Annotated in this window: 12 protein-coding genes; 3 read left to right on the top strand and 9 right to left on the bottom strand. The window is 58.9% G+C overall.

Features of this window, described 5'->3' with window-relative positions; all coding sequences use genetic code 11:
* From DQ393_RS23335 to trxB, 3 genes are all read right to left on the bottom strand, one after another.
* The gene (locus DQ393_RS23335) at positions 1-294 is read right to left on the bottom strand and encodes an ArsR/SmtB family transcription factor (protein ID WP_112344094.1); all 294 of its coding nucleotides are present in this window, start codon (positions 292-294) and stop codon (positions 1-3) included.
* A gap of 564 nt (positions 295-858) precedes the next feature.
* A complete protein-coding gene (locus DQ393_RS23330; RefSeq protein WP_112344093.1) occupies positions 859-1755 on the bottom strand; it encodes a LysR family transcriptional regulator VtlR in 897 nt (298 codons plus the stop codon).
* A gap of 23 nt (positions 1756-1778) precedes the next feature.
* Positions 1779-2753 carry a thioredoxin-disulfide reductase gene (trxB, locus tag DQ393_RS23325; RefSeq protein WP_112344092.1) on the bottom strand — a complete coding sequence of 325 codons (975 nt, stop codon included), beginning with the start codon at positions 2751-2753 and terminating at the stop codon, positions 1779-1781.
* 239 nt (positions 2754-2992) lie between these two features.
* Between trxB and DQ393_RS23320 the strand changes: the two genes are divergently transcribed.
* The 3 genes from DQ393_RS23320 to DQ393_RS23310 all read left to right on the top strand — a co-directional run bounded on the left by DQ393_RS23320 (position 2993) and on the right by DQ393_RS23310 (position 5350).
* A complete protein-coding gene (locus tag DQ393_RS23320) occupies positions 2993-3460 on the top strand; it encodes an Lrp/AsnC family transcriptional regulator (RefSeq protein WP_112344091.1) in 468 nt (155 codons plus the stop codon).
* Positions 3461-3464: 4 nt separating this feature from the next.
* The gene (locus DQ393_RS23315) at positions 3465-4373 is read left to right on the top strand and encodes a glycosyl transferase (protein ID WP_112344090.1); all 909 of its coding nucleotides are present in this window, start codon (positions 3465-3467) and stop codon (positions 4371-4373) included.
* A 62-nt stretch (positions 4374-4435) separates the two neighbouring features.
* Positions 4436-5350, top strand: coding sequence for a glycosyltransferase family 92 protein (locus DQ393_RS23310; RefSeq protein WP_112344110.1), 915 nt, complete (start codon positions 4436-4438; stop codon positions 5348-5350).
* An 8-nt stretch (positions 5351-5358) separates the two neighbouring features.
* On the opposite strand, the gene DQ393_RS23305 is transcribed toward DQ393_RS23310, so the two are convergent.
* The 6 genes from DQ393_RS23305 to DQ393_RS23280 form a co-directional block, all read right to left on the bottom strand.
* The gene (locus DQ393_RS23305; RefSeq protein WP_112344109.1) at positions 5359-6438 is read right to left on the bottom strand and encodes a glycosyltransferase family 4 protein; all 1080 of its coding nucleotides are present in this window, start codon (positions 6436-6438) and stop codon (positions 5359-5361) included.
* A 6-nt stretch (positions 6439-6444) separates the two neighbouring features.
* Positions 6445-6921 (bottom strand): transcription elongation factor GreA, encoded by a 477-nt coding sequence (gene greA / locus DQ393_RS23300; RefSeq protein WP_112344089.1) that lies wholly within the window; start codon positions 6919-6921, stop codon positions 6445-6447.
* 254 nt (positions 6922-7175) lie between these two features.
* A complete protein-coding gene (gene carB, locus DQ393_RS23295; protein ID WP_112344088.1) occupies positions 7176-10661 on the bottom strand; it encodes a carbamoyl-phosphate synthase large subunit in 3486 nt (1161 codons plus the stop codon).
* A gap of 217 nt (positions 10662-10878) precedes the next feature.
* A complete protein-coding gene (locus tag DQ393_RS23290; protein ID WP_112344087.1) occupies positions 10879-12048 on the bottom strand; it encodes a glutathionylspermidine synthase family protein in 1170 nt (389 codons plus the stop codon).
* An 11-nt stretch (positions 12049-12059) separates the two neighbouring features.
* Positions 12060-12671: a DUF1190 domain-containing protein gene (locus DQ393_RS23285; protein WP_145644389.1), complete on the bottom strand. Its 612-nt coding sequence runs from the start codon at positions 12669-12671 to the stop codon at positions 12060-12062.
* Positions 12672-12979: 308 nt separating this feature from the next.
* Positions 12980-13792 carry a LytTR family DNA-binding domain-containing protein gene (locus tag DQ393_RS23280; RefSeq protein ID WP_112344085.1) on the bottom strand — a complete coding sequence of 271 codons (813 nt, stop codon included), beginning with the start codon at positions 13790-13792 and terminating at the stop codon, positions 12980-12982.
* Positions 13793-13833 lie beyond the last annotated feature (41 nt).

Raw genomic sequence — 13833 nt, 5'->3', positions numbered from 1 at the left:
TCAGAGTTCCTTCTGCATGGCTTCAAGGAATTCGGCGATGGTTTCTTCGTTGCGCTTATAGAAAATCCACTGGCCAAGGCGCCGTGTCGTCACCAGGCCGGCGCGGTGGAGCGTGCCGAGATGGGCCGAGACGGTGGATTGCGAGAGACCGCAGCGCTCGAACTGGCTAGCGCAGACACCAAGTTCCAGCGGGTGTTCCTGGGTCGGGAAATGGGTCTCCGGATCTTTGAGGTGGTTGAGGATTTCGAGCCTTGCCGGATTGGCCAAAGCCTTCAATATCTCGTTCTTGTCCATGGTGTTCACCAAGCCATATCGAATAATCCCGATTTATGTATCGACGGATTTCGATATATCAAGGGCGACATTGAACATTATTTTCGGCAGGGCTGCAGGCGCGGCTGCTTAGAAATTGGGCAAAAAAAGAGGGCCACCGGAGTAAACCAGGGCCCTTATAGGTGTGAAGGTCAAAACCTCCAGAGGGGAACAGCCAATGCGGTGGAACTGGGAGGAAAAGCCACCGTGTGCATCAGCTGTGTGCGTTATGATGCTAATTTGTGCAGCGCGCAATGCTTTTTTGTGCATGGCAGTTATGCGTTTGCAACGGCAGGGCCAAAAAAGGCAAAAAAAAGGGCCGCCGGAGTGAACCAGGGCCCTATAGGTATGAAGGTCAAAAACCTCCAGAGGGGAACAGCCAATGCGGTGGAACTGGGAGGAAAAGCCACCGTGTGCATCAGCTATGTGCGATATGGTAGTTAAATGGGCAGCCTTCAACTCTATTTTGTGCATATCAGCTATGCATCATGCGCGTGGCTGATATATTAGTCATAAAAAGAGTTCGTTATCAGTGACTTACCTTCACTAGAAATTCCAGTTACGAGCTTTCGACACGATAAAATCACGAAAAACTTTAAGTTTGGCCGCGTTTTTCATCTCGTCCGGGTAGCAGAAATACGTATCGAAGGAGGGCACGTCCGCATTGATTGCGAGCTGGATGAGGCCTGGATCGCGACCGACGATATAATCAGGCAGAACGGCGATGCCGATGCCGAGAAGGCACGCGCGCTTGATCGATGTCTGGCTGTTGATCTGCAGGTGCGGCACACGCTTGTTGTCGGACGACCGGCCGGCGATCTCCAGCCAGTTGACATCGAGCAGGTAGTTCGGTGCCGGTTCGCCGAAGCTGATGATGCGATGCTCGTCCAGATCTTCCACCGACTGCGGCTCGCCGTAGCGGTTGATATAAGAGGGAGCTGCATAGACGTGCATATGCACGGTGAACAGCTTGCGCTGGATGAGATCCGACTGCTGCGGCTGACGCAGACGGATGGCGCAATCTGCATGGCGCATGTTCACGTCCAGCTCCTCGTTATCGAGGATGAGCTGGATCTGCATATCCGGATAGAGCTGCAGGAATTCCTGAATCTTGTCGGTCAGCCAGCCCTGGCCGAGGCCGACGGTCGTTGTCACGCGCAGCTTGCCGCTCGGCTTGTCGGTTGTCTCGGTCAATTGCATCTTGACCGTCTCGAGCTTCAAGAGAACGTCGTGAGCAGTGCGATAAAGCAACTCGCCCTGTTCGGTCAGGATCAGGCCGCGGGCATGGCGGTGGAAAAGCTTGATGCCGACGTCCTGCTCGAGCGCGCTGACCTGCCGGCTGATGGCGGATTGGGACAAATGCAACTTATCGGCCGCATGCGTGAACGAACCCGCTTCGGCAGCCGCGTGAAAGATACGCAGCTTGTCCCAATCCAATGGCATGCCGTTTCCCCTCATCGGCTGCATCACTCCGCAGCCACGGCGACGGGCATGTGCCCAGTCAAGTAGCGTTCCGCCTCAAGCGCCGCCATGCAGCCCATCCCGGCTGCCGTGATCGCCTGCCGGAATGTATCGTCGGTCACGTCACCGGCGGCATAGATGCCTTCGACGCTGGTAGCGGTCGAATCCGGCGCGGTCCAGAGATAGCCATTGTCCTTGAGCTTCAATTTGCCCTTGAAAAGTTCGGTCGCCGGCGCATGGCCGATGGCGACGAAGACGCCGTCGATCGGCGTTTCGGTGATAGCGGCGGTGCGCACATCGCGCAGGCGAGCGCCCGTGACGGACGGGGGCATAGGCGGCTTGGCCGGCGTGCCGGTGATCTCGGCAATCTCGGTATTCCAGAGAACCTTGACATTTGCCTTGGCGAAAAGGCGCTCCTGCAGGATCTTCTCCGCACGGAAGGAATCGCGGCGATGCACGACCGTTACCGACTTGGCGATATTGGAAAGATAGAGTGCTTCCTCGACGGCGCTGTTACCGCCGCCGACCACGATCACGTCCTTATTGCGATAGAAGAAGCCGTCGCAGGTAGCGCAAGCGGAAACGCCGAAGCCCTGGAAATGCTGCTCACTCTCGATTCCCAGCCACTTTGCCTTGGCGCCGGTGGCGATGATGAGGGTATCGGCGGTCCAGACCTGGCCGCTATCGGTGCGGGCGACGAAAGGACGTTGGCTGGTATCGACTTCGGTCACGAGGTCGTTGACGATTTCTGCGCCGACATGCTGGGCCTGCTGCAGCATTTGCTCCATCAGCCACGGGCCCTGGATCGGATCGGCAAAGCCCGGATAGTTCTCGACATCGGTCGTGATCATCAATTGACCGCCCTGTTCGAGACCGGCGATCAGAACGGGCTGCAGCATCGCGCGCGCGGCATAGACCGCGGCGGTGTAACCGGCTGGGCCGGAACCGATGATGAGCACCTTCGTGTGGCGGGCAGGCATAGTCAGTCCTTTCAATTCGGCGATCGGGAAACCGCAGCTTCAAACGTCCAAAAGCAGGCGATTTCACGGTTCGCCGCTTCATTTATGATTGCCTTATGCATTTATTCAAGGGCAGCCTTGCATTACACACAGAGCAAATCGGCTTAGTGTAAGAATCGGTTACGCAAGAGAAACTTTCTTGCGTATTTTCCCGCCTTATATAGAAGCTGGCGAAGGGGAATTAAAGAAAGGCAATAAAAGTGCTTCGCGCTGAACTCGATGCCATTGATATCAAGATTCTGCGGGAACTGCAGCGAGACGGACGGATGACCAATGTCGAGTTGGCAGATCGTGTCGGCATTTCCGCACCGCCATGCCTGCGCCGGGTGCGCAAGCTGGAAGAAGCCGGCGTCATCGAAGGCTATCATGCCATGTTGAACAGCCCGAAACTGGGCTTCGATCTCGTGGCCTTCTGCATGGTCGGCCTCAAGCATCAGTCGGAGGCCAATCTCAAGGCTTTCGCCAATGCCACGGCGGCCTGGCCGCTGGTGCGGCAGGCATGGATGGTTTCCGGCGACAGCGATTTCCTTCTTCACTGTGTTGCAGAAAATCTCACCCGCTTCCAGGACTTCGTCATCGAAGTTCTGACCGCGAACGAACATGTCGATACCGTGCGCACCATGCTGACGATCCGGCAGGTCAAGAAGCTCGGTCTGGTGGAGCTCTAGGCGGATGGCGGATCGCCCCTGGCACCGGTCGCTGATCAAGTCCGGCGTGCGCCTTTTCCTGGGCGGTTCGCTGGCGCATGTACAGGACTGGTTTCCAGGGCTTTCCATCGTGCGCAGCCAGAGCATCAGTGAGGTGCATTACCGCGGAGCGAAGGTCGCGAGCCTTGCCGGCATGGATCGGCTGCGCGAACGCTGTGGCGATGCAATCTATATTGTCGGCTCCGGCCCATCCATTCGTGGTTGCGACCTGAGCGGCCTCGAAGTCAGAAGCGCCATCCTTCTGAACGGCGCTATCGGGTTGACCGGCGAGCCGATCGCCGAGCCTCTGGCGATTGCGGTCGAGGATGAGCGCTTTGTCTGGCGACACATCGATCTGTTGCGCAAGAAGGTCGCTCCAGGTTCGCTCTGCCTGTTTTCCGTCGCGGTGCTGCGCGCGCTTTGCGAGATCGACAAGAGCTGGCTCGCGGACAAGACCATCATTCTGATCGACGATATCCGCAAGCCCTATGGCGCCCGCAGGCGTTCGCTCGAGGACCTCAAGACGCTGCAATATGTACGACTGGATGCCGGGGGTTCTGCAGGCTTTTCACTCTCGCCGGATCGCGGCGTTTTCCTGGGTGGGTCGGTCGCGGTATCCGCCCTGCAATTCGCTCTTTACTGCGCACAGCATCAGGTCGGCTTTCTGGGGATCGATATTTCCAATGCCGGCGAACCGCGCTTTTATGAGACCGTCGGCGATATGGCTTTTTCGGGAATTGCGCGGGCAGAAGGCCGCATCATCGAGCATCTCGTGCTCGCGCGGCAGGTTGCCACCGAGCGCGGCGTCTCTTTCGTCAACTATTCTCCCATTTCCGCATTGCTGAAATATGATTTCGGTTACGACGACCGGTTCGCCATGAAATCGACGGCGTGACGCTCGCCGAAGATGACGACGCCCGTGCGGGGTTTGAAAATAAGGGTGCTGGAATGAAGCTCATGCGTTGGCTGAAACCCAAGGCGTCCGATGCCAAGAAGCTGACCATCGATCCGCCCGAGGCGAAGGTGGGACGCCATGGCATCGCCATCGTCGCCTGCGTCAAGAACGAGGCGCGCTATATCGAGGAATGGGTGCGCTTCCACCGGGCGGTCGGTATTCGTCATTTCTATATCTATGACAACGGCTCCACGGACGAGACCTGTGTCATTCTTCGCAATCTCCTGAATGAGGATATGCTGACGATCATTACCTGGGCGGGGCGGATGCGCGATGCAGCGACCTCGGCCGTGCTGAATGGCCAGGTCATTACCTTTGCGCACGCCATCCTGAATTTTGGTGGCGGTTACCGCTGGATGGCATTCATCGATGTCGACGAATTCCTTCTGCCGAAGGAAGCGGCGACCGTCGAGCAGGCGCTGGAGGTCGTCGGCGATTTTCCGAATGTCTCGTTGCCATGGCACATGTTCGCCACCAGCGGCCATGAGACGCCGCCGGATGGGCCTTTGACACTGAACTATACCATGCGCGGCGCCGATCCGATGACGACAAAAGAAAATGTCAGCAATTTCAAATGCATTGTCGATCCGTGCGAGGTGACCGAGGTCAGCGTGCATCAATTCCAGACGCGGCGGTACGGGGATCTGACGGCCAATGACGCCGGCAAGCGATTTACGCGGCGTGCACGGAAGTCTCCCGAGTTCTATTCAAACCGGTTCCTGCAGCTCAACCACTATTATACGAAATCCCGGCAGGAGCTGACGGAAAAGCTCGCCCGAGGATGGACCTATGACAGCAGTGCGGCGAAATATCGGGACAAGGTCCTGTCGATCGTCAAGAGCATCGAAGAGGATATGGTGGAGGATCGTTCGATGATCGATTTCATCGAGCGGCATCATATCGATCTTGGCCGCTGATCGAGCGCTTACTTGTTGGCGATAAGCAGTCGCTTGTAGACGTCGCCGATGGCGGTCGCTTCCTTTTCTAGTGCGAATTCGCTGCGTACGTGGCGCACGGCATTCTCACCCTGGCGAAGCGTTTCCTCCGGATTGTCCAGATAGAAGGCGATCGCTCTTGTCAGAGCCTCGCCATCGCCAGCCGGCACGACGGCACCCGTTTCGCCCGGGACGATCATCTCGGCATAGGCGCCGGCATCGGATGCGACGACGGCAGTGCGGGAGGCCATGGCTTCCAGCGGCGTCAAGCCGAAGCCTTCATTGCGGGAAGGGGCGACATAGAGAGTGGCGCGGCGATACCAGGGTTTGATGTCGTCGACCTCGCCCATGAAGCGGATGCGGTCGGAAAGGCCGGCATCAGCCACCATCTTCTCCAGCTCATCGCCGAAACTCCGATGCTCTGATGTCACGCGGCCGCAGACCACGGCCGTCCAGTCCAGATGGTGCGGCAGCAGCTCGATCATCGCCTTGACGAAAAGATCGGTGCCCTTCTGATGGCGGACACGGCCGAAACAGCCGATCAGATAGGTACCGGGCAGGCCGGCTGCGGCCATGCGGTCGCTTGAGGTTTCCGGTGGATGAAAACGGTTGAGATCGACGCCGTGCTGGATGACGGTGTGCGGTACCTCGAGAAAACTGCCGGAGCGGGTGCTGGTGGCGATCACGGCATCCATACGGCGGATGAGCCAGCGCGTATAGCCGGTATGGCGGCGCTGGGCGGCCGAGGTGAAGACCAGCTTCAGAGGCATGCGCAGCACCGAGCGCAGCAGCAGGCCCACCAGCATCTCGTTGTTGCGGCGGGCATGCCAGACGCGCACGCGGAAACGGCGTGGTCTGCTCCATAGGCCCGGAAGCCGGTGCCAGCCGAGCTTGGGCAGGTCTTCCGGCAGGCCGGGACCAAGAGTCGCTATGTGATAGCCAAGCTCGACCTGCTTGGGGATCAGCTGCACGATCGTCGAGGTCACGCCGGAAAGCCGGCGTTTGAAATTCGTTGCGATGATTTCGATCTCGCTGAGATCGCTGGCATGCGCTGACTCGCGATCGCGCACGGGCAATCAGCCCCAGGTGACGGAGAGGATTTCGTAGCCCTTGGCGCCGCCGGGCGCATTGACCTCAATTGAGTCGCCGACTTCCTTGCCGATCAGTGCGCGGGCGATCGGGGAGGAGATGGAGATGCGGCCAGCCTTCACGTCGGCTTCCTGATCGCCGACGATCTGATAGATTTTTTCTTCCTCGGTGTCCTCGTCGATGAGCTTCACCTTTGCGCCGAACTTGATCTTCGAGCCGGACATCTTGGTAAGATCGATGACTTCGGCGCGAGCCGTCAGGTCTTCGAGTTCGGTGATGCGGCCTTCGTTGTGGCTCTGGGCTTCCTTAGCCGCATGGTACTCGGCATTTTCGGAGAGATCGCCATGGGCGCGCGCTTCCGCAATTGCCTCGATGATCCGCGGGCGCTCTTCCTGCTGACGCCAGCGCAGCTCTTCCTGCAGCTTGACGAACCCGTTCTGTGTCATCGGTACCTTTTCAACCATTTTTCTTGTCCTTCACTCCCTGTGTTGCTCTGCTGCAGACACAAAAGAAAACAGGTCCCGAAGCGGTACTTCGGAACCATTCAGAGCCGTTATTCTGTCATCTATAGCAGATTGCGACAGACGATTGCCAGAAAATTCGAAGACTTAAGGAAAGGCTCCTGTTGAGGCTCCTTGCCCGTTCGGCCATCTGGCGTAGGTGCGACGAATGTGAGCCGGCTATCCTGCTTCACGCCCGTCGCAGCCGAATCATACCGTCAGAAATAGCTCTGTAGCGGTTGGACTTCGAGGTTTCCGGCCTTCAGCGCCTTGATCGCCATGGCAGCGGCTTCGGCGCCGGCCATGGTGGTGTAATAGGGCACCTTCTGCATCAGCGTTGCGCGGCGGAGCGATTTCGAATCCGAGATCGCCTTGTTGCTGTCGGTCGTGTTGATGACGAGCTGGACCTGGCGGTTACGGATCGCGTCCTCGATATGCGGACGGCCTTCCAGTACCTTGTTGATCTTCGTGGCTTCTATGCCGTTTTCAGCGAGATAACGCTGGGTGCCGCCGGTTGCGAGCACCTTGAAGCCCTGTTCCGTCAGCATGCGGATGGCCGGCAGCACGCGCGGCTTGTCGTCGTCGCGGACCGAGACGAAAACCGTTCCGTCACGCGGCAGTTCGACGCCGGCACCGAGCTGCGACTTGGCGAAGGCGAGTGCGAAATCCGTGTCGAGGCCGATGACTTCGCCCGTCGAGCGCATTTCCGGTCCGAGCAGGGTGTCGACGCCGGGGAAGCGGGCGAAGGGGAAGACGGCTTCCTTGACGGCGATGTGCTTCAGCTTGCGCGGATCGGGCTTTTCGCCATAGGCGGCAAAAGTCGCATCCAGCTTCTCGCCGGCCATGACGCGCGCGGCGATCTTGGCGATCGGCGCACCGATGGTCTTGGCGACGAAGGGCACCGTACGCGAGGCGCGCGGATTGACTTCGAGCACATAGACCGTGTCGTCCTTGATGGCGAACTGGACGTTCATCAGGCCGCCGACGTTCAAGGCCTTGGCCATGGCCTTTGCCTGGCGTTCCAGCTCGTCGATCATGGCAGGTGACAGCGTGCGCGGCGGCAGCGAGCAGGCCGAATCGCCGGAATGGATGCCGGCTTCCTCGATATGCTCCATGATGCCGGCAACGTAGACCTCGGTGCCGTCGGACAGGCAATCGACGTCGACTTCGATGGCGTTCGTCAGATAGCTGTCGAAGAGCAACGGGTTCTTGCCGAGCAGCGTGTTGATCTGGCCGGTCTTGTCGTTGGGATAGCGCTGCTTGATATCTTCCGGCACCAGTTCCGGAACAGTATCGAGGAGGTAGCCCTGCAGCTGGCCTTCCGAATGGATGATCTGCATGGCGCGGCCGCCCAAGACATAGGACGGGCGCACGACCAGCGGGAAGCCGATTTCGGAAGCGACGAGGCGAGCCTGCTCGACCGAGTAGGCGATGCCGTTGTTCGGCTGGTTGAGATCGAGCTTCATCAAGAGCTTCTGGAAACGGTCGCGGTCTTCGGCAAGGTCGATCGCGTCCGGAGCCGTGCCGAGGATCGGGATGCCGTTCTTTTCGAGCGCTTCGGCGAGCTTCAGAGGCGTCTGGCCGCCGAACTGGACGATGACGCCGACCACTTCGCCCTTTTCCTGCTCCGCCTTGAGGATTTCGATCACGTCTTCCGCCGTCAGCGGCTCGAAATAGAGGCGATCCGACGTGTCGTAGTCGGTCGAAACCGTCTCGGGGTTGCAGTTGATCATGATCGCTTCGTAGCCTGCATCCTTCAGGGCGAAGGCGGCATGACAGCAGCAATAGTCGAATTCGATGCCCTGGCCGATACGGTTCGGACCGCCGCCGAGGATGACGACCTTCTTGCGATCGGAAACCTCAGCTTCGGAACGGGCTGCGCCGACGAAGGGCATTTCGTAGGTCGAGTACATGTAGGCGGTCGGCGAGGCGAATTCCGCCGCACAGGTGTCGATGCGCTTGAAGACCGGGCGCACATTCAACCGGTTGCGCAGTTCCGCCACTTCCTTCGGGCGCTTGTCGGTCAAGGTTGCAAGACGCGCATCGGAGAAGCCCATGGCCTTCAGCATGCGCAGATTGGCAGCATCCTCGGGCAGACCATGCTCGCGGATGCGGGCCTCCATATCGACGATGTTCTTCAGCTGCTCGAGGAACCACGGGTCGATCTTGCAGCCTTCATGCACTTCCTCGACGCTCAGCCCCGAGCGCAGCGCCTGGGCGACCATGCGCAGGCGGTCCGGCGTCGGCGTGCCGATGGCGGCGCGGATGGCGTTGCGGCTGCCTTCGCCTTCCTCGATACCGGGGATTTCGATCTCGTCCAGACCAGTCAGCCCGGTTTCGAGGCCCCGCAGCGCCTTCTGCAGCGATTCCGCGAAGGTGCGGCCGATCGCCATGACCTCGCCGACCGACTTCATAGCCGTGGTCAGAACCGGAGAGGCGCCGGGGAACTTCTCGAATGCGAAACGCGGGATCTTGGTGACGACATAATCGATCGACGGTTCGAAGGAGGCAGGCGTCGCGCCGCCGGTGATGTCGTTTTCGAGTTCGTCCAGCGTATAGCCGATGGCGAGTTTTGCCGCGATCTTGGCAATCGGGAATCCCGTAGCCTTCGACGCAAGCGCGGACGAGCGCGACACGCGCGGGTTCATTTCAATGACGACCAGGCGGCCGTCCTTCGGATTGACCGCGAACTGCACGTTCGAGCCGCCAGTCTCGACGCCGATCTCGCGCAGGACTGCGATCGAGGCGTTGCGCATGATCTGGTATTCTTTGTCCGTCAGCGTCAGCGCCGGAGCGACGGTGATCGAGTCACCGGTGTGAACGCCCATGGGGTCGATGTTCTCGATCGAGCAGATGATGATGCAGTTGTCCGCCTTGTCGCGGACGACTTCCATCTCGAATTCCTTCCAGCCGAGCACCGATTCTTCGATCAGCACTTCCGTGGTCGGGGAGGCGTCGAGGCCGCCGCCGACGATCTCGAAGAATTCCGAGCGGTTATAGGCGATGCCGCCACCGGTGCCGCCGAGCGTAAAGGACGGACGGATGATGGCGGGCAGGCCGACATGGTCAAGCGCCTGCGCGGCAATGGCCATGGCATGGCTCATGTAGCGCTGTTTGCGGTCACTCTCGCCGAGGTTCCACTGGTTTTCCAGTTCGTCCAGCGCCTTGTCGAGCGCGGGGCCTGAGAGCGATGCCTTCAGCTTGCTCCGCTCGGCCTCATGCGTCTTGCGATCGGCGTCCTTGATGTCGGTGGCGTTTGCCAGCATGGAGCGCGGCGTTTCGAGGCCGATGCGGGCCATGGCTTCGCGGAAGAGGGCGCGGTCCTCGGCCATGTCGATCGCGGCGGGTTTCGCACCGATCATCTCGACATTGTAGCGGTCGAGCACGCCCATGCGCTTCAGCGACAGCGCGGTGTTCAGCGCGGTCTGGCCGCCCATGGTCGGCAGCAGCGCGTCCGGGCGCTCCTTGGCAATGATCTTGGCGACAACTTCAGGCGTGATCGGCTCGACATAGGTCGCATCCGCCAGACCCGGATCGGTCATGATCGTTGCCGGGTTGGAGTTGACGAGAATGACGCGGTAGCCTTCCTCCTTCAGCGCCTTACAAGCTTGCGTGCCCGAATAGTCGAATTCGCAAGCCTGTCCGATAACAATCGGTCCTGCACCGATAATGAGGATCGATTTGATATCTTGACGCTTCGGCATGGGCTCTCATCCGTTTTTTCGTTGCGCGAAAAACCGGCCAGGGTGGGAGGTCACCGGCCGGGGCGCATGGGCAAATATTTTCAGGCTAGAAGCGGCTTATAGGCAAATGTATTTGCAAACGGAACCCCATAAATCGCGGAATCGACATGAATTCTGCCGAGATTTTCATTGGGCGGTCAAATGTCGAGCTTTGCGGGCAATAGCAGCTAATGATCGACTAACCCTCAATATAATGAGGGACGAAGCGTGAGGTATCACGGGTGATGGGAGTGTCGTCCTCACGAATGCCGATACCCGCCGGCTGGCCGGCCACGATCCAGGACCCGATGACAGTCCAATCGTCGCCGAAGCGGGGAAGCAAATGCATCGCCTGTCTTACATACCCTTCTTCACCGTATGGTCCTTCGACCTCATATATGTCGGCGCCGGGTTCGTGATTGACGAGCGTCACATTCGCACCTTCGCGAGATAGCAACGGTTTGCGGACATAGCGATCGCCGAGATCCCCCACATGCACGTCGTCTTCGAAATAGGCCGGCAATAGATTTTCGTGGCCGGGGAACATTTCCCACAGCACTGGCAGCAATCCTTTGTTGGACAGCGTCAGTTTCCACAGTGGCTCGATTACCCGCGTGGGGGTTAGCGGCAGATGACGGCCGAAAGGCTCGCGCACCATGTCTTCGAGCGGATAAAGCTTGAACAGGCAGTCGATGGGTTCATCCTGAAGATCGATCAGCCGATGGCTGTCGTCAACGCCGATATCGGGCATGGCGATGAGCTTCGCATCGCAGCCCGCTTGCGCGGCGCAATCGACGAAGTAGTTCAAGGTCACGAGGTCCTCTTCCGATTCCAGCATGCCGGCGAAATGCATGCGGCCCGAAGGTGCGGCCAGGACGCGGATAGCATCGATCAAGCGTTCATGCAGTGAGTTGAACTGGTCTGCCGAGGAAGGAATTTCGCCACGCCGCTTCATGTCTTCAAGCCATTGCCATTGGAAAACCGCGCTTTCAAACAGGCTGGTCGGCGTGTCGGCGTTGAATTCGAGAAGCTTTGCCGGACCTTTTCCATCGTAGGAGAGGTCGAAACGGCCATAGAGGTCATGTTCCCGATTGCGCCAGGATCGCAATATCGCATCGTGATAGGCGGGCGGAATGGCCATGCGATGCATCAGTTCGCCATCGCAAGCGATCCTTTCGGCTGCCGCATAGCACATTTCCAGCAGCTTGGCTGAGGGCTCCTCGAGCTTCGTCTCAATTTCCTGGAGGGAAAATGCATAGGCGTGCCGTTCATCCCAATAGCGTTGGCCATACATGGAATGGATGGTGAAGCCACAAGCCCCTGCCTGAGCTTTCCAATCCGGCCGCTCGTTCACGACAATACGTTTCATTCTCTCACCCGTTAGGCCGAAAGATGGAAGCCGCGAAAGCCCCAGCCGCCACGCTCTACCGTACCGCTCGAGCGCCCGGCACGGTCGGAAGATCTCCCCCAAAGGCTACCACCGCCGCCGCCATCGGAAGACGAAGACGCCTGCCCGTTGTCGTCCTTTCTTTCCACATTGGCCGCTTTCCCAAGCAGCATGCCGTTGGCGAGGCTCCGCCCGGTTGCCGTGCGAAAGTCGCTGCTCCCGCGCGGCTGATAAAGGGCTTTGGTGTCAAACGTTCTGGCGGCTTTGCCGACGAGATAACCGGCCAGCAGGGGAATGAAGTGGCCCGTACCCGATTGATGGGCAGTGGTCGTGGGCTGGCAATTGTTGACGCCGTAATCCTTTTCGCAGTTCGCCGCCGTTTCATAGGCAGGAGCATTCTGCTGACGTTCCGTTTCCGCCGCGGCAAACTGAGATCGACATTCGTCAGCGGAAAAAACTCTCCCCGCGATGCATGTGTCGATGTCTTTGTATATTTGAACCGTATCTTCCTTTTGGCCGCAGGCCGTCAATGCCGCTGTTCCCATGAGCAGCAGGGACACACTCATCGATCGTTTCATAAAACCCTCGGTGCATTGCGCGTTCACAGGACCAACTATTCTGGAACGTTGCCAGCACAGACCAGCCGCAAGACACGCAGACGCGGAATTGCGGTTGTCCACATATGTCAGGATTGCAACGCAGAGAATATGGGCGCGAAAACAGAGTTAGATATTAATCGGCCGCGTTTAAAGTATGTAGGCGTGCATTCGATCGAATTTTTTTAGAGCAATGGTTGCGACCGTAAACAATGTCTTGCCATTTTTCGTAAGTTACGGCGACGCGATGCATCTGAAAAGAAACGAGCCAAATGGCGCGCTAGGGAATGGAGGAGGCGCCGGCCGCTGCGCAGTTGTCAACCGAAGTGTTGCCGGACCGCTTCGGCATAAGAGCGGCTGACGGGCATCTCCGCGCCATCGCGGGCGATGACGAAAAGCTTGCCATTGTCGCGTTTCAGCCGGTCGACATGATCCGTCGCGACCCAGTGAGATCGGTGCACACGTATTCCTGCTGTATTGCCGATTTCCGTCAGCGCGTCGCCGAAACGCAGCAGGATGAGCTCGCGACCGCGTGTCGTCACGACTTCGGTATAATGGTCGCGCACGGTGAGCCTGAGCAGCGCTCCACGATTTTCCGGTTTCAGGCGCGAGAGAATCGGCACTTGCGGGGCTGTGGCCATCGGGGCGGATGGGGCTGTCGTTTCCGCAACGTTAGAGCCTGCGGCTGCGATCGCTATCTGCCGATGCATGGTCATGTAGGAGAGAATGCAGAAGAGGATGCAAAGCGGTATGGAGCCAAGGGATTTGCCGAGGCTGCCGATCACGCTGGGCGTATCTCCGAAGAAGGCGAGGTCGACAAGCGTGATGCCGAAGCCTATCGGCATTGACGCGACGATCGATCCAATCAGCATCCGCGCGAACATGTTCGAGATCTGCTTGCGCAGGAGAATTTCGGCAGCAACGGAGAAGACGATCGCGAAGGACCAGGCCATGGCATGCAAGGCGAGCCAGTAGCCGAGCCGAACTCCCGGCATCAGCCTTTCAAGGGTGCCGTACGGTCCGGTCAAGGCAAAGATCAGGACGATCGTGACGAAGGTCGCCCAGAAGCGCGGTGAACGCTGGATGACCTGCAATTCGCGAAGCGTGGATTGCAGAAAGAGGTGATCCACGAAGATTTTCCGTTTCTCGCGCGATTTCGATTGAGAGAACA

The organism is Martinezella tropici, from assembly GCF_003287875.1.
Classification (GTDB): Bacteria; Pseudomonadota; Alphaproteobacteria; order Rhizobiales; family Rhizobiaceae; genus Rhizobium; species Rhizobium tropici_C.
Note: the sequence above shows the minus strand (reverse complement) of the source record. Positions and strands in the feature narration are given on the sequence as shown.

Excerpts from the sequence above, each read along its gene's own strand:
- DQ393_RS23335 (WP_112344094.1), bottom strand. The coding sequence starts at position 294 with ATGGACAAGAACGAGATATTGAAGGCTTTGGCCAATCCGGCAAGGCTC.
- DQ393_RS23330 (WP_112344093.1), bottom strand. The coding sequence starts at position 1,755 with ATGCCATTGGATTGGGACAAGCTGCGTATCTTTCACGCGGCTGCCGAA.
- trxB (WP_112344092.1), bottom strand. The coding sequence starts at position 2,753 with ATGCCTGCCCGCCACACGAAGGTGCTCATCATCGGTTCCGGCCCAGCC.
- DQ393_RS23315 (WP_112344090.1), top strand. The coding sequence starts at position 3,465 with ATGGCGGATCGCCCCTGGCACCGGTCGCTGATCAAGTCCGGCGTGCGC.
- DQ393_RS23310 (WP_112344110.1), top strand. The coding sequence starts at position 4,436 with ATGCGTTGGCTGAAACCCAAGGCGTCCGATGCCAAGAAGCTGACCATC.
- greA (WP_112344089.1), bottom strand. The coding sequence starts at position 6,921 with ATGGTTGAAAAGGTACCGATGACACAGAACGGGTTCGTCAAGCTGCAG.
- carB (WP_112344088.1), bottom strand. The coding sequence starts at position 10,661 with ATGCCGAAGCGTCAAGATATCAAATCGATCCTCATTATCGGTGCAGGA.
- DQ393_RS23290 (WP_112344087.1), bottom strand. The coding sequence starts at position 12,048 with ATGAAACGTATTGTCGTGAACGAGCGGCCGGATTGGAAAGCTCAGGCA.